This is a genomic window from Pantoea deleyi (genome assembly GCF_022647325.1).
Classification (GTDB): domain Bacteria; phylum Pseudomonadota; class Gammaproteobacteria; order Enterobacterales; family Enterobacteriaceae; genus Pantoea; species Pantoea deleyi.
In genome coordinates, this window is the sequence record NZ_CP071405.1 from 3,369,328 (window position 1) to 3,385,225 (window position 15,898).

Here is a 15,898-nt window from a genome sequence, read left to right on the forward strand (position 1 = left end):
ATAAAAAAAACAGGCCGCGTTACACGGCCTGCTGCTTTTCACCCGATCCCGACAGATGGCCTGCTCAGACGAATCTAGATGGCATCTTCAGGCAGGTTGAGATTTCGCCCTCGTGTCTCAGGCGCAACAAAGGTGGTAAAGAATCCAATGGCCGCCATCGCCGAGAAGTAGATCGCGATGGGCCACCAGTGACCGGTATAAGAGAGCATAGCAGCGGCAATCAGCGGTGCCGTGCCGCCGGACAGAATCGATCCCAGCTCCTTCGCCACCGCCATTTTGGTATAGCGATGGTGTACGCCAAACATCTCGACCCCCCAGGCCGCCTGCACACCAAAAATGCCCAGCGACGCCAGCGCCATACCGGCCACGATCACCGGGATCACCACCATTGGTTCACGCGTGTCCAGCAGCGTAAAGGCGGGCCAGGCGTAGATCATCAGTAACAGGCAGAACACCCGATAGACGATCCGGCGGCCAAAACGATCCGACAGCCAGCCTGCAAAAGGAATGATCAGGAAGCCCAGCAGGGACGCCAGGAACACCGCCGTGGTTGGCACCGACTTATCGACCATCAGCACCTTCGCGACGTAACCAACAATAAAGCCCTGAGCCAGATAAGAGGGGCCATTCTCACCGATACGCAGGCCCACCATGGTCCAGAATGCCCGGGTGCGCTGAAAGAAAGGCCGCTCATCGGTCAGCGGCGCAGCCAGCACGCCTGCGCGTTCCGCTTCCATCTCCGCTTTTCTGCGCTCAAATACCGGCGTTTCGCGCAGATGACGCCGGATCCACAGCGCCACCAGCGCAATCAGAGCGCTGCTGAGGAAAGGAATCCGCCAGCCCCACTCCAGCAGGCTCTGCTGATCCATCTGTACCACCAGCAGCCAGACCAGTGAGGCCAGCAGCGTGCCGCTGTTGGAACCCAGCGCGATCACGGAGGAGACCAGCCCGCGACGCGCGGTCGGCGCATATTCCCCCAGCATTACCGTGCCACCCGAGAGCTCTGCGCCCGCACCAAACCCCTGGGTAAAGCGCAGCAGCACCAGGCAGGCTGGCGCCCAGACACCGATTGAAGCATAACCCGGGATTAAACCGATAAAGGTGGTGGAGGCGCCCATCAGAATGATCGTGGTGATCATCACCACTTTGCGTCCCTTGCGGTCGCCGAGCCAGCCGAAAAAGAGTGCGCCGATAGGCCGGGCGATAAAGCCCACTGACCAGGTGGCAAAGCTCGAGAGCAGCGCCATCGCAGGTGTCGATTCCGGAAAGAAAACATCGCCAAAGATGATACCGGCAGCCAGGCCGTAGAGTGCGAAATCCGCGTACTCCATTGCCGTTCCCAGCCAGCATGAGAATGTGGCGCGCCAGAAATCTTTGCGGCCAGAAGAGGTATTAAACCGCTCGTCGGCGGCTGAAGGTGAAGACAGTGATGCCTGCTGCTTAACGGAATTGTGTGCCGTCATAACCCTATCCCTGAATGCGTTTGCAGATCGATAAACGCCCCTCCCTGGGTCGATTCCCTAATCGAAGCGGAATTCCCCGGTGATGACGTTCAGTTGACTAACCATGATGAAAGGTTAAAGGATTCCCTGGTGTTGGAATCGTATTCACCGCCCTGTTCCGCCGGTCTTTTTTTAACCGGTCGCTTAAACTGAACGAATGTAACTTAACAATCAATGGAGCCGACCGTGCATCAGGCACCGTGAGCAATCACTGGAGACTTAGTGTATCTACGCGCGTAGATAAATCAAGAGATCCTGACGAAAATTGTTAGTAAAACTTCACTATCACTTTCCGTCACCACACATTTTTAGCGAAAATTCAGCCAGTTAACTGCACTTTATCGCACAAAAAAAGATCATCTCCGGCGACAAGTTACCATTTTCTCTAATCATTAAGCGGTAGAGAACAGGCGACGCCCCTTTCATCGCGCTCTGTTGTCGCACACGCCTGTGACCGTCAGATGACACGCCCTGTTTATTCTGAAAAATGGCTGTCAGCAGAGACAATGCGTTACTCTGGACAAAAAGCGGACAGAGATGCGATGACAATTATTCTGATGCGACACGGTAAACCCGATCACCGGGCAACGGGCCGCCAGAGCGTACAGGCGCTGGCAGACTGGTGTGAAGCCTACGATCAGTCTCAGGTCAGTGACGGCCCGCCGCCGCGCAGCGTGGCGATTGCACGTCAGGCGACGGTGGTGGTCTGCAGCCCCCTGCCCCGCGCGCAATCCTCCCTGAGCCAGCTGGGGTTACAGCCGCAGGAGATTGATGCGCTGTTCAGCGAAGTCGAAGTGCCCCTGCTGCGAAGCGGCGCGCTGGAGCTGCCCACGGTCTGCTGGCTGGCCCTGCTGCGCCTGTTGTGGTTCTGCGGGTACGCGGGGGAAGCGGAGTCGCTGCAGCATGCCCGCGGCCGGGCCTCAGCAGCGGCGGAGAGGCTGATCGCGCACTCGCAGCGAGGCACGGTACTGCTGTTGGGTCACGGCATCATGAATAAGATGATTGCGCGCGAGTTACGCAAGCGCGGCTGGCAGGCCGAGAAACATGCCAGCAGTCGTCACTGGAGCTCCGCCATCTATCACCGGCCGTTTATCTGACCGCGCGGAAAATAGCCCAGCACCTCACAGCCGGTTCCGACACGCGGCGTGGCAATCACTTTGCGCTGCGCCAGGTCGATCACGCTCAGCGTGCCGTCGCCCTGATTGGCGATCAGCAGCTGCTGCCTGTCGGGCGTGAAGCATCCATCCATCGGCATGCGGCCCGTGCTGATATCACCGAGCGGATTCAGCAGATCGTCAAACAGCGTGACCAGCGGCTCCTGATCGCCTATCGCCACCAGTTGCTCCCCGTCTGTGCTGAAGCGCACGACCTGGCAGGGCTGCTGATGGCCCGGCAGCGTCAGGCGCTGGCGGATACGGTGGCTTTGCCGGTCAATCACGTAGAGCAGCGGCGCATCGGCTGCGCTGGCGACCAGATAGGGGTGTTTCGGCGAGGCGGCGATGCCCGCGATCGGGCCAGGCAGCAGAATGGTATCGATGACCCGCCCCTCGGCTTCACAGAGATCCACCACGGTGATGGTGGCATCCTCTTCGTTATCGGTAAACAGTTTGCGCCCGCTGGGCGACAGTGTCAGACGATGGGCGTTGTGGGACGGGATCGGAATAATTTTTTCCACGCTGTCGGTCAGCGGATCGATCACCGCGACGGCGGCGCTCTGCTCACAGCAGAGATAGACCTTGCCATCCCGCCCCAGCTGTCCGCTGTGCGGGGCCCGCAGCGGCGACAGATCGATAAAGCCGCTGATCGTCCGGTGCTGTAAATCGATAACCGCCACCTTGTGCCCCGGATGCGGGTTATCGCCGTGCACGCCGTCACCATAGATCGGCACATAGGCTTTTCCCCACGGCGCCAGCATCAGCAGTTCATGCGGGCGTGGCGGAAACGCATTCAGTTCCCGCTCGACGGCGAACGTCTCCGGATTCAGGAACAGGACGCGATTGCCCTGCTTATCAACCGCCAGTAAACCATAGGATTCACTCTGCATGCGTGCTCCTTTCTCAGTAAGTTCTTCTTAAGCGTAGACAATCCTCTCCGATGCTGTCCGGTTCTGCCCACTGATGAGCCGGGCTTACTCCCCGTTTTAAGGCCAATAGTGACCTGCGTGGGTCGCCCGCCCGCCATTAATCCGGTACACATCGCCTGATCTTCAGATATTCCTTAACCCCCATGCTGATGCCATTTAAATAAACGATTAATTCTGTCGATATTATTATTCGCAAAAGGTGACCGGATTATTTCCGTATTATCCTAAAGTCAAAAAAAGAGATAGCTAATGCGTAAATAATGTTTTATTAAAAAGATGCAGTGCAATTAATCCGCCGTGAGGAAACTATCGCGCGCTTCCGCACTGCGTCGCCACCAGGGAAAACTATTCAACGCTTCCCGTACTCAACGGGCTTGCAGCCGGTCTGCAACCCCGCACGTTTGCGCCGCTGGCGGAACGGACAGAGCCTGCACGATAACGGGAAAATAAAAATAACAGGTGTACCATGACTTCACTTCGTCAGCGTCCGGCACATAAAATCTGGCGCAACTGGAAAAGAATATCGTTCAGTAGCCAGATGTTATGGAATAAAAAACAGCAGAGCCTGCTTCAGGCTCCGGAATATGATCCGGGGCAGGAAAATAACGTGGTATTAGTCGGCGGGCAGAAAGCGTTGCCGGCGATCCCCAAAATTGTCTGGATGGTGTGGCACCACGATCGCCTGCCCGCCTCGATGGCCCTGAATATCCGTAATATCCGGCGGGACAACCCGGATCACCAGGTCTATCTGGTCACGCAGCGCACCCTGTCGCAGTGGCTACCCGACTTTAACCTGATCTCTTCCGATCTGACGCTGGCCCATAAAAGTGACATCATCCGGCTTGAGCTGATCCATCGCTACGGCGGCATCGGCATTGACTGCAGCACTCTGCTGTTTGAGGATCTCAGCTGGGTGCATCGCGCGCATGAGGCGCGTCCGATGGATCTGATCGGCTACTACCGCGAGCAATCCACGATGAACCTGCTGGCGCCCGTCATCGAGAGCTGGTTTATTGCCGCGCCCGCGCAGAACCCCTTTATACGTGAATGGCTGAAGCAGCTGGCACCGGTCAAGAACGTCGGTATCCGCAACTATTTCCATGAGCTGAAGAAACGTGACGATTTCCCGCTGATTGTACAGAGCATGGATAATCCTTCCCGTCAGCTGCTGGCGCTGGCGCAGCAGGTCGCGATGCGGGAGTACCGGCGGGCCAACCTCTATCTGCGGAAAGGCGAAGCCAGCGCCTGGTATTATCAGCGCCTGCATGCTGACAGCAGCAGCGCCTTTGCGCAGTCGGTGATGTTTCACCAGCGGCCGCAGACGCCGCCCCCTATTATCAAGTTAACCGGCAACGAACGGCTGCATCTCGACTTCAATCTGCGGCTCGGCCTCTATAATCGCAGCAGCCTGATCGGGGCGATGATGCACACCTCGCCTTCCGCGCTGGCATTGCCTTCAATGACCAAAGCGCGCGCGTAGCCAGTGCGTAAAGGTGGTGACTGCGCGCGGCACCTGTGCCGCCCAGGGTCGCACGATCCACAGGCGGGTCGCAAATGCCTCTGCCGGCTGCCATTCGGGCAGCACCCGCCGCAGTGTTCCCGCCGCCAGCGCCTCACGGGCGCTGAAGTCAGGCAGCATGGCGATCCCCAGCCCCTGTAACGCGGCATCGCGGATCGACTCGCTGTTGTTGGTGGCGAAGCTGCCCTCAATCTGCACCTGCACCGGCTCGCGCTGCGCTGCCGTGACAAACCGCCAGCGCGGCGACTCCACGCCGCGCGGATAGTAAAGGCAGTTATGCTGCACCAGATCCTGCGGGTGCTGCGGTTCGCCCTGCGCCCTGAGATAGGCGGGTGACGCTACCAGCAGCGTCTGCGTATCACACAACGGCAGCGCCACATGGGTGTCCGGCAGCGTGTCGCTGTGTCGGATCGCCAGGTCATATCCCTCGTGGCTCAGCGACACCAGACGATCCGTCACATCCAGCTGCAGACGTACCTGCGGATAGTCGCGCAGAAACTCACCGATAAGCGGCACCAGTTGCTGACGGGCAAAGGCCACTGGCGCGGTCATACGTACCAGGCCTCGCACCGGCCCGGCCTCGTCGCGCACGCTGAAAAAGCTCTGCTCAATACGGGTAAAGGGATCGCGCAGCTCCGCCACCAGCTTCTCGCCCGCCGGTGTCAGCCGTACGCTGCGCGTGGTGCGTTGCACCAGCAGCACACCCGCCCGCGCCTCCAGCTCTTTGATTTTCTGGCTCATCGCCGCCTTACTGACGCCGAGTCGCTCCGCCGCACGGGTAAAACTGCCCTGGTCCGCCAGCACGGTCAGCCAGTGCAGGTGCTCCCACAGCGTGTCGGTTTTCATCTCTTTCATCATTGTTCACTATAATGAATAATCAATTCAGGCTACGCGCTTTTTCCCGCCGGTTAAAGGCTTCACCATAGGGTGCTTAACCCCAACGAGGAATAGGCTATGCCACTGCTGCAATTTGATGTGATTGAAGGTCGTTCAGAATCTGAACTGCGGACGCTGCTGGATGCGGCACACCGCGCCGTGCTCACCGCCTTTAAGGTACCGGAACGCGATCGCTACCAGATTGTTCAGGAAAACAAGCGTTATCAGATGGTGTTTCAGGATACCGGACTGGGATTCACCCGCAGCGACAATCTGGTACTGGTGCGGGTCTACACCAGCCCGCGCAGCACGGAACAGAAACAGCACTTTATGGCCGAGCTGGCACGGGAGCTGCGTGAGCATTGTGGCGTCGGCGGCAATGACCTGATGATCAGCTTCATTACCAACGACAAAGGCGACTGGAGCTTTGCCGATGGCGAAGCGCAATATCTCACCGGCAAACTCTGAAAAGCGTCGCGATCGTGATGCCACTGACGGTGCGCGCCAGCCACCGTCACGCCTGATCCCCCCTCTTCTGCCCGGCCCCTCAGCCAATCTGTTCATCACTGCACAAATCGGACCGGATATGTTGCAGCCCGATGACAGCCAATATAGATTGTCGAAAAACCATCCCACGCAGGTGGCCGGTTGCGCGACGCCTCGCGTAACCTTGTAGAGAGAGGATTTGCCGTTGTCCGAATTGGTGTCCGTGGCGTTATTTCTGGCCGCTATTGCAATCTATTCCTGTAAAGCCGGGCGTAACAAATTCTGGTTTGTGCTTGTTCTGATTCTGCTGGTGCTTTTTGTGGTGCTGAATGCCACCCTCTATGCCAGCAACTATTTCACCGGTGACGGCATTAACGATGCGGTGCTCTATACCCTCACCAACAGTCTGACCGGCGCGGGCGTCAGTAAATATGTGGTGCCGGCGATTGGCCTGATCATCGTGCTGTTCCTGCTGTTCTGCCTGCTGTCGTGGATCCTGCGGCGGCGCAGGCGTCCGCATCATCTGGGCTGGTCGCTGCTGGCGGCGGCCTGCGCGCTGGGGTCGGTTCAGACGACACCGGCCTTTCGCCAGGTCGCGACACTGGTGGTGTCGCACACCCAACTGGCCGATTCTGACTTCGATAACTTCTATAAAGTGCCGCGCAACCGCATTGAGAATCCGCACCTCAATGTGGTTTACATTTACGGCGAGAGCCTGGAGCGTACCTACTTCGACGCCAACGCTTTTCCGGGTTTAGCGCCGGAACTGAGCCGTCAGAAAGAGCAGAGCATCGATTTCAGCCAGACCGAGCAGCTGCCGGGCACCGATTACACGATCGCGGGCATGGTCGCCTCACAGTGCGGTATCCCGCTCTTTGCGCCGTTTGACGGCAATGCGTCGGCCTCGCTTTCCAGCTTCTATCCGCAAAACGTCTGTCTGGGCGACATCCTGAAAAACTCAGGTTATGAAAACTGGTTTATCCAGGGTGCCGATCTGCGTTTTGCCGGTAAGGACATTTTCCTGAAGTCCCACGGTTTTGATCCGGCCAACCTCTATGGCTCGCAGGAGCTGAAAAGCCGCGTTGCCGATCCAACCTACCGCAATAACTGGGGCTATTACGACGATACGGTGCTGGATGAAGTCTTTGAGAAGTATCAGGAACTCTCTCAGGCCGGGAAGCCTTTTGCGCTGTTTGCGCTGACCGTCGATACCCATCATCCCGACGGATTTATCTCACGCAGCTGTGAACGCAGAAGCTACAGCATGGAGGGTAAACCCAATCAGTCCTTTAGCGCGGTCGCCTGCTCACAGGAACATGTGGCGCGTCTGATTGCGCGCATCAAAGCGTCGCCGTGGTTCCGGAACACCGTGATTGTGGTGAGTTCGGATCATCTGGCCATGAACAATACGGCACACCCCTGGCTGATAAAGCAGCCGCGCCGCAACCTGTTCATGGTGATCCGGGGTGATAAGCCGCAGGCGGAGCTGATGGAGGCGAAGCGCAGCACGCTGGATAACGGCGCCACCCTGCTGGATATTCTGGGCGGCGACAATGCGATTGGCCTGGGCCGCAGCAGCCTCTCCTCGCTTTCGCTCTCGACCCAGTTCGACGACATGAAGAGCAAGGTGTCGAGCTGGAAGCCCGATATTATTCAGCTGTGGAACTTTCCGAAGAAGATGGACAACTTCACGATAGATAAGGCGAAGAGTACCTTCAGCTTCTCCGGGACGACCTTTAAACTGCCGATCCTGTTCCGCATCAGCGACAAACATGTTGAGCCGATGCCAGAGGGCGAATATTCCGCCCCGCTGCGCTATCAGCTCGCCGATTTTGCTCTCGATGATAAATTCGTCTGGGTGGATCGCTGCTTTAAGATGGCGCGACTCTGGCAGCCTTCGCTGGCGCTCTCCGGCGATCTCTGTGTGGCGATGGGGCAGCCCGGCGGCACGCCATCGGTTACGCTCGTCGATAAACCGCAGTGGAAAGGAAAAGTAGAGTTCCCGGCAGGCCCCGTCACAGAAGCGCGCTACCGGCAGAATCTGGCACAGATCCGGGTGGAAGATAACAATATTCGGTACAACGCCGACAGCTTCAGGCTCGATGTGCCGGGCGCACCGGAGAGCGTGAAAAGCTTCAGCGGCATCTCCCGGCCAGAGAGCTGGGGACGCTGGTCCAACGCCAATCTCGCGCCCGAGGTACGGATCGATTATGTCGATGCGCTGCCAGCGAAGTTCGATCTGGTGATCACCGCACGCGCCTACGGCGCCAACGCACACCGGGCGATTCCGGTCCGGGTTGGCGATCAGGAGCAACTGCTGTCGCTGGGCGAGGAGATATCCACCCATACCCTGCATTTTGACAATCCCGGTGCCAGTCATCGTCTGGTGATTGCCCCGCCTGAACCGCAACTGAGTAACACCGGTAATATCACGGGTCAGGATCCCCGCAGACTCGGCATTGGCATGGTCGAAATTAAAATCGTACCGCAGTCTTAACACCTTTTCGTCTCACGCCTCTGTCGACAATCGCAGAGGCGTGACGCCCTGCCTGCTGCAAAATCTTGCGAAGCGTACCGCACGCCGCTACACGTTACCTGTTGTACTAATTGATATTTTTCTGCAGGGCGCGCAAAATACAACCACATTGTCTGGTGATGTGCCGTATGCCTGTCATGATGCGTTATCGCCAGCATTGACAGGGAGGTGCCATGATGAAAAACACATTAATCCGTACTCATAACGCGTTTAAAGCGCTACAGCGAGCCGGGATCGCCGATCGGCAGGCGGAGGCGATGCTTGAGGTGTTTACCCCTATGCAACAGAGTCAGCCAGGCAAACAGATCAGCAAACAACTCGGTCAGATTCGGGCCAGCGTTCATCAGACAGACAGCCGGTTTGACAGGTTTATGGTCAGGGTCGACCAGACCGATAACCGGGTCAGCCAGCTGACGACCAAAGTCGATCAGATGGATACTCATCTCGGCAAACTGACGACGAAGGTCGACCTGATGGATACCCACCTCGGCAAACTTACAGCCAAAGTGGACCGGATGGATAATCATCTCGGCAAACTCACAGCCAAAGTGGACCGGATAGATACCCATCTTGGTAAACTCACAACCAAAGTGGACCAGATAGATAACCATCTCGGCAAACTAACGACTAAATTTGACCTGATGGATACCCATCTCAGCAAACTGACGACGAAGGTCGATCAGATGGATACCCATCTCGGCCTGCTCGCGACCAAAATCCATCACATAGACGAGCGGCTGGGCCATGTCGAAAGAAAAACCGATAAGCTGGCCGTCCGGTTTAATCATCTGGAAATCAGAATGGATAAGCTGGAAGCATTACTCAGCGATATGAATGTCCGCTTAACGTCAGCGGTGGACAACCTGAGAAATGACGTGGCCGGCCTCAGCGCCGATATGCGCTGGATCAAGCGGTTATCGATTCTGATGACCACCACCCTGCTGGCGGCGGTCCTGAAAGATATCCTGCTGTGATCGGCCTGCAGCCGATCAGGATCGATTGCGCAGCGCCTCCAGCTTTTCGCGCTGCTGACCGTCAGCCGTGAAGTTATCTTCCGCCAGCCAGCGCTGCAGACCCGTTTTCACCTGCGGCCATTCACTGTCGATAATGGAGAACCAGCTGGTGTCACGCGAGCGCCCTTTATAGACAATGGCCTGACGAAAGTCACCTTCATAGCGGAAACCGAGACGTGTTGCCGCTTTGCGGGAAGGGGCATTGCAGCTGTCACATTTCCACTCATATCGCCGGTAGCCCAGCGTCTCAAACGCGTAACACATCAGCAGATAATGGGCTTCCGTTGCCATCCGGGTCTGTTTCAGCCTCGGTGAGAAAGCGACATGCCCGACCTCCATCACGCCATGTTCAGGCTGAATGCGCATTAATGACAGAGTACCTGTCGCCTGCTCCGTTGCCAGATCGATAACAGCGAAATGCAGCGGATCGCGGCTGGTCTCGAGCTGACTCGCATAATTCAGCCACGCCTGTCGATCGCTGAACGGCCCCATAAACATATATGTCCAGTCACGGCCATCTTCCGCCAGGGACCAGCACGCAGACAGCGCGTCGCCATGTTGTGCCAGACTGAACGGCTCCAGCCGGCACGTCTCACCAGTGAAAACCTGATGCTCAGGCAGAGGACGGGGCTGCCAGTCGGGTAAAGGTGCCCCGACCATCTGTCCATATTGATTGATTTGATGTGACATATCGCCTCCCGGCTGCGGATGATGTCAGCAGAGTGCCACTATCCTGGCAGGTGAAAAAGGACCACAATCAGTAGAAATGATAGATCCACGCGAGCAGACCATGACGTCAGAGATCACCGCCCTGCTGATGGCTCCCTTAACGGCAGCCGCCGGAACCACGCTGCAGCAGCAACTTTATCAGCGAATGATGCAGGCTATTTTGCAGGGGCAGCTTGCTGCCGGATCGCGCTTGCCGGCCACCCGGCAGCTGGCCCTGGAGCTGGGCGTGTCGCGCAATACCGTGCTTAACGTCTGGTCACAGCTGCAGGCGGAGGGCTATCTCACCAGCGACAGACAGGGCAGCCGGGTCAGCCCGCTGGCTCTGCCTGTGACTCAGGCGGAGGAGATGACGCCCGATAGCTGGCCCCTGGCAAATCGGATTGACGCCTTTCACCGCAACCCATGGATCGACACCGGCACACTGCCTTTGCGTCCCGGCATCCCGGCCCTTAACCACTTTCCAGTGGCGGCATGGCGACGGGCAATGAGCCAGGTCATGAGCCAGACCTCACCGCAGCGGCTCGGTTATGGCGATCCTCTCGGCGAGCCCGAACTGCGGGCCGTGCTGGCGCAGCAGCTGCGCATCACACGCGGGGTGCGTTGCGATGCCGCACAGATTGTCATCACTGAAGGTACGCAGCAGGCGCTGATGCTGTGTGTTGCCCTGCTGACCAATCCGGGCGACGGTGGCTGGATCGAAGAGCCGGGCTATCGCGGTGCAAAAGCCGCATTCCGGACGGGTGAGCTGAGCGTGGTGCCGATTCCGACCGATCAACAGGGAATGGCCCCCCGGCCAGCAGACTGGGCGCTGACGCCACCCCGTCTCATCTACACCACGCCTACGCATCAGTATCCGACCGGTTCAGTCATGAGCGCGGCCCGGCGTCTGGCGCTGATTGCGGCTGCGCGCCAGCAGCAGGCCTGGATTATTGAAGATGATTACGATGGCGACTTCCATTATCACGGCGAACCCATCATGGCGATGCAGGGCATGAGCGGCAATGCGCCGGTTATCTATCTTGGCTCCTTCAGTAAGACACTGTTTCCTGCGCTGCGGATTGGTTTCATGGTGCTGCCCGCGTCACTCGTCAGCCGTCTGCGTCCGGCACTCGATCAGCTGCTGCGGGGCGGTAATCGTCTGGCGCAGCTGGCGCTGACACACTTTATTCTCAATGGGGATTATCGCCGTCATCTCGGCAAGATGCGTCGTCTCTACCGTCAGCGTCAGACATCACTGCGCAGCGAACTGCAGCGCACGGCGGGTCGGGCCGTGCCGTTGCTGGGCGGTGAAAGCGGTATGCATCTGGTGCTGCCTCTCGATTCGCAGTGGGATGACAGGGCCATCGCCCAAAGACTGCATCAGGCAGGTTTCGCGCCTGCGGCGCTCTCGACTTTTTATCTGACTGAACCGGCACAATCCGGGCTGGTGATGGGCTATGGCAACAGCAGTGACACGCAAATTGCAGCGGCCACGCGCCTGCTGGGCCGGTTACTGGACTGGCCGGATTAATCCGGCGTGGGGCGGGATGGCACAGCCCGGCTGATGACGCCGCATAACCGAAGCCGGTGGCACCAGGCGTTTCCGCAAAAAAAAAGCCGGTCATCACGACCGGCTTTTTGACTCAGCCACGGAAGAAGATATCACCTGATTTACCCATGACGATCTTGCCGGTGTCATTGGTAATCAGAATGTAGTTGGCGTTGATGTAAGCCCAGTGGGTATTTTCCTGTGGCGCAGGCAGGTTACGTTTCTGCCACTCGCCAATGGTGTAGGTTTTACCGGTGTACTTCTCTGGCACGGTATCACCGATTTTATACTCTTTATAATCGATGATGATGGTGCTCAGTTCGTAATTAGGCCGCGCGCCGTTGGACGGTGCAGGTGTGGTTGGCGTAATGCCATCATTGGATTGTGAGCTGGCCGGTGCCTGGCTTTGCGGCGCACCGGTATCCGGCTGAGCCGTACCTGCATCAGGCGCAGCAGGCTGCGTACCGGGATTCGCGGGCTGAACCTGTGGCGGTGGCGGAACGTTATCCGTTGCTTCGCCAGCGGCCTGAACAGCAGGGATCAGGCTCAGCGAGCCAACCAGTAATCCCATTGATAAAAGTACACGTTGAGTCCTGCGCATAATGATTTCCACGTTAAATTTTGACAGTCAGGCTAAAGACAATGTTTATGGCACTTCAGTTCCGGCGCGCTGATGCGCTTTGCAGGAAAAACAGCGCGACTCACTTCACTGCACACAGGCCAGCTAACCGGTTACTGTGAGACCACTTTATCCTGAGTTGCCAGATCGACCAACAGCGCAATGCCTAAATAGTTGCTCCAGTTAAAGCCGTTCTGCAGCACCACAATCGCATTACCGTTCCGTTTATCGTAGCCGATAAAGCTGGCGTAACCACCGATGTAACCTACCTGATAGGTAATCTGCTGCCCGTCGACCGTGTCAGTCACCCAGGCAATATTCTGCGTCTGTGAACCCTGCTGATACCAGGCCTGCCCAACCGCGGCGAACGCACGATCCCGCGCCGTATCCCCGGTAGCACGCAGATGCGCGCGCAGATAGGCGCTGAGATCACGCGCATTACTGTATAGACTGGCCGCGGCCACCATATTGCCGTGGAAATGCCAGTCGGGCGTCAGCGAACCGCGACGGATGAATTTCGGCTGATCGCCGGCATGTCCCAGCGCACGTAGCGGATAGCCCGTCAGCGTTTCCGGCACAAAACTGCTCTGATTCATCCTGAGCGGCGCGAAGATCAGCGCTGAGGCCTGCGCCTGAATATCCTGATGAAAACGGGTGCGCAGGATATAACCGAGCAGCGCATAGCCCAGGTTTGAGTAGTGCGGCACGCGTACGGCTGGCGCGGTGAAATCCGCCAGATAGCTCAGCAGCGTGTCGCTGTCGAGATTGCCATAGAAGTTCTCGCCGGTGCCCAGGTAACCGATAAACTGCGCCAGCATCGGCAGATCCATATCCTGACGCGGCAGACCGGAGGTATGCGTCACCAGCTGCAGCAACGTGATGCGCCGCGCATCCGCGCTGAGCCTTACGTTCTCTGGCAACAGATCCGCCAGAGTATCACTCCAGCGCAGCCTGCCCTGCTCCACCAGCTGGATGATCACCTCTGCCGTGATGCCTTTACTCAGCGATCCCAGCGCAAACAGGGTATCCGGCGTGATCGGGTGGCGATGCACCCGGTCGGTGACGCCAAAGGGGTAAAAGCGCGTCGGACCATCATGATGGATGACCGCAATGCTGATCCCGGGAACCTGCTTCTGCTGCATGTAGTGCTGCACGATGTCATCGACGTTTTCGTCAAAGGTGGCATGCGTAAGATAAACACGATCGCTTACCGGCGCAGAGGTCTGCGACAGGGTGCCGCAGCCTGCCAGCAGGAAGAGGATGATCGGCGTCAACAGCCTGAGCACGCAGGTGGCCCGGTGGCGGCGAGAAGCAGCCCCCTCAACGCAGTCGGCATCCGCCTGGCAGACAGTAAATCCATTTTTCATCATTTAAACATAAACTTAACGCGGTAAAGCACGTAACAGGCGGGCGGTAGCGCAAAAATGTACCACAAAGTGCAGCGGGCTATCGCCTGCTTAACGGCCGGAAACAGGGGCTAAATACGGTTTAACCGCCAGAGACGCCGCAACGGGGTTAGCTGTCTTGTGGCCCGCAAGGGTGTACACTGCTGCGGTTTTATGGCTCAACGCCACGCTGAAATTTGATACGCCCGGGAGGCAACCGCATGAAAGAAGGCCCACTGTCCGAAAAAGAGCTGCAATGGCTGGAAGATATGCTGGAAAAATATGGCAGCGAAGCGTCAATTATTGATGTCTCCGAGCTGGATGGTCTGCTGACTGCCGTCCTCTCTGGCCCCGTGACCATCGAACCCAGCCAGTGGCTGGTCGCGCTCTGGGGTGGCGAGAAGCATATTCCCAAATGGAGCAATGAGCGGGAAATGACCCGCTTTATGTCGCTCTGCTTCCAGCATATGAATGACGTGGCTGACCGCTTATCGGAATTCCCGGAGCAGTTCGAACCGCTGTTTGGCATCCGCGAGATGGAGGGTCTGGAGTTTACCGTGGTTGAAGAGTGGTGCTTTGGCTACATGCGCGGTGTCTCGCTAAGCGACTGGTCTGGTCTGCCGCCTGACCTGCAGCCTGCGCTGGACGCCATCGCCCTGCACGGCACGGAAGAGAACCTCGACAGAATCGACGCCCTGACACCGGAAGAGATGGAAGCCAGCATTGAGGCGATCCGCCCGGCAGCCCTGGCGCTGCACGATCACTGGATCTCTCAGCCTGAAGCCATTCCTGTTCCGCAGAAGCCCGTGTCGGCAGAGAAAATGCCAGGTCGCAACGATCCCTGCCCGTGCGGCAGCGGTAAAAAATATAAGCAGTGCTGCCTGCACTGATTAAACGTGCCGAGCTGCCGGGCGGATGAGTGCCTGGCAGGTTTTAAAATGACGATGCTTTTCTGGGGTTCCCGCCCTGACCGCACGCCTCGCTGACACCTTGTGACACCCCTGAACAACAAAACATGCCTGGCTGAAGCCGGGCTTTCTCCACCCAGTTATCGCCTGCTGACGAGCATCACTCCGTCTGCACAATTCCGATAACGCACTCTCGCCAGCGTCGCAACCTCCGGATCATGACCGAATCCACTTCCGGACATGAACAGCCAGCCGATCTCCTCTTTGCCTCGCGCCTGTCGTCTGTGTTGCTCCCAATAATGAGTCAGCCGTTACGCTAAAACAGACCCCACCACACGTAGGGTCGACAGCAACCCGAATTAAGTGAAGACAAAACCGGATGAAGACTTATCAGAACTGACGCGGTGAGAAGGAAGGTGATTAAAAATAAGCATAAAAAGATGATTTTTTTGTTAATGCCTGCCCGCCTCTTTACCATGCCACTTCTCAGATCACGCATGACAGACCAACGATCCAGCAAGTATTTTTTCAATCAGGACAGGCGATACCGACATGCCTAAGCCACTGATAACGAATAAGACAAACGCCTTGAAAAAGACCTTATGATCAGGACGGACTGACACAAGAAGATTAAAATAAAAAAATCGTCCGCATATTAAGCCAGACAAAGCACCCCATCAAGTAGATACAACGGTTATCATAAACGACTCATCC

General features: G+C 57.5%; 13 protein-coding genes. 7 read left to right on the forward strand and 6 right to left on the reverse strand.

Annotated elements, in window-relative coordinates; genetic code table 11:
- Positions 1–74 precede the first annotated feature (74 nt).
- Complete coding sequence (locus tag J1C59_RS15940; RefSeq protein ID WP_128086645.1) at positions 75–1,463, reverse strand: MFS transporter; 1,389 nt, start codon at positions 1,461–1,463, stop codon at positions 75–77.
- Between the two features lie 581 nt (positions 1,464–2,044).
- Here J1C59_RS15940 and J1C59_RS15945 point away from each other — a divergent pair.
- Complete coding sequence (locus tag J1C59_RS15945; protein WP_140917037.1) at positions 2,045–2,599, forward strand: histidine phosphatase family protein; 555 nt, start codon at positions 2,045–2,047, stop codon at positions 2,597–2,599.
- On the opposite strand, the gene J1C59_RS15950 is transcribed toward J1C59_RS15945, so the two are convergent.
- A complete protein-coding gene (locus tag J1C59_RS15950; RefSeq protein WP_128086928.1) occupies positions 2,581–3,546 on the reverse strand; it encodes a beta-propeller fold lactonase family protein in 966 nt (321 codons plus the stop codon). The genes J1C59_RS15945 and J1C59_RS15950 overlap by 19 nt on opposite strands.
- 505 nt (positions 3,547–4,051) lie before the next feature.
- Between J1C59_RS15950 and J1C59_RS15955 the strand changes: the two genes are divergently transcribed.
- Positions 4,052–5,065 carry a glycosyltransferase family 32 protein gene (locus J1C59_RS15955; protein ID WP_128086927.1) on the forward strand — a complete coding sequence of 338 codons (1,014 nt, stop codon included), beginning with the start codon at positions 4,052–4,054 and terminating at the stop codon, positions 5,063–5,065.
- On the opposite strand, the gene J1C59_RS15960 is transcribed toward J1C59_RS15955, so the two are convergent.
- Positions 5,042–5,959 carry a LysR family transcriptional regulator gene (locus tag J1C59_RS15960; protein WP_242281336.1) on the reverse strand — a complete coding sequence of 306 codons (918 nt, stop codon included), beginning with the start codon at positions 5,957–5,959 and terminating at the stop codon, positions 5,042–5,044. The two genes, J1C59_RS15955 and J1C59_RS15960, sit on opposite strands and share 24 nt — an antisense overlap.
- Before the next feature lie 99 nt (positions 5,960–6,058).
- Here J1C59_RS15960 and J1C59_RS15965 point away from each other — a divergent pair, with 99 nt between their 5' ends.
- The 3 genes from J1C59_RS15965 (at position 6,059) to J1C59_RS15975 (ending at position 9,976) form a co-directional block, all read left to right on the forward strand.
- Positions 6,059–6,448, forward strand: a complete 390-nt coding sequence (locus tag J1C59_RS15965; RefSeq protein WP_128086359.1) for a tautomerase family protein — start codon at positions 6,059–6,061, stop codon at positions 6,446–6,448.
- Positions 6,449–6,671: 223 nt separating this feature from the next.
- Positions 6,672–8,963 carry a phosphatidylglycerol--membrane-oligosaccharide glycerophosphotransferase gene (opgB, locus tag J1C59_RS15970; RefSeq protein WP_140917039.1) on the forward strand — a complete coding sequence of 764 codons (2,292 nt, stop codon included), beginning with the start codon at positions 6,672–6,674 and terminating at the stop codon, positions 8,961–8,963.
- Positions 8,964–9,175: 212 nt separating this feature from the next.
- Positions 9,176–9,976 (forward strand): hypothetical protein, encoded by an 801-nt coding sequence (locus J1C59_RS15975; RefSeq protein WP_128086358.1) that lies wholly within the window; start codon positions 9,176–9,178, stop codon positions 9,974–9,976.
- Positions 9,977–9,991: 15 nt separating this feature from the next.
- Here the strand turns inward: J1C59_RS15975 and J1C59_RS15980 are convergent, their stop codons facing one another.
- Complete coding sequence (locus J1C59_RS15980) at positions 9,992–10,705, reverse strand: GNAT family N-acetyltransferase (RefSeq protein WP_128086357.1); 714 nt, start codon at positions 10,703–10,705, stop codon at positions 9,992–9,994.
- A 100-nt stretch (positions 10,706–10,805) separates the two neighbouring features.
- Here J1C59_RS15980 and pdxR point away from each other — a divergent pair, with 100 nt between their 5' ends.
- Positions 10,806–12,254, forward strand: coding sequence for a MocR-like pyridoxine biosynthesis transcription factor PdxR (gene pdxR / locus J1C59_RS15985; RefSeq protein ID WP_128086360.1), 1,449 nt, complete (start codon positions 10,806–10,808; stop codon positions 12,252–12,254).
- Between the two features lie 112 nt (positions 12,255–12,366).
- Here pdxR and J1C59_RS15990 read toward each other — a convergent pair whose 3' ends face one another.
- Together J1C59_RS15990 and J1C59_RS15995 are read right to left on the reverse strand one after the other, a co-directional pair.
- Positions 12,367–12,873, reverse strand: coding sequence for an RcnB family protein (locus J1C59_RS15990; protein WP_128086356.1), 507 nt, complete (start codon positions 12,871–12,873; stop codon positions 12,367–12,369).
- A gap of 131 nt (positions 12,874–13,004) precedes the next feature.
- Entirely contained in the window at positions 13,005–14,261 is a 1,257-nt protein-coding gene (locus J1C59_RS15995) for a serine hydrolase domain-containing protein (protein ID WP_422615476.1), read from the reverse strand.
- A gap of 236 nt (positions 14,262–14,497) precedes the next feature.
- Here J1C59_RS15995 and J1C59_RS16000 point away from each other — a divergent pair, with 236 nt between their 5' ends.
- Positions 14,498–15,166 (forward strand): YecA/YgfB family protein, encoded by a 669-nt coding sequence (locus J1C59_RS16000; protein ID WP_128086355.1) that lies wholly within the window; start codon positions 14,498–14,500, stop codon positions 15,164–15,166.
- The last annotated feature ends 732 nt before the right edge of the window (positions 15,167–15,898 follow it).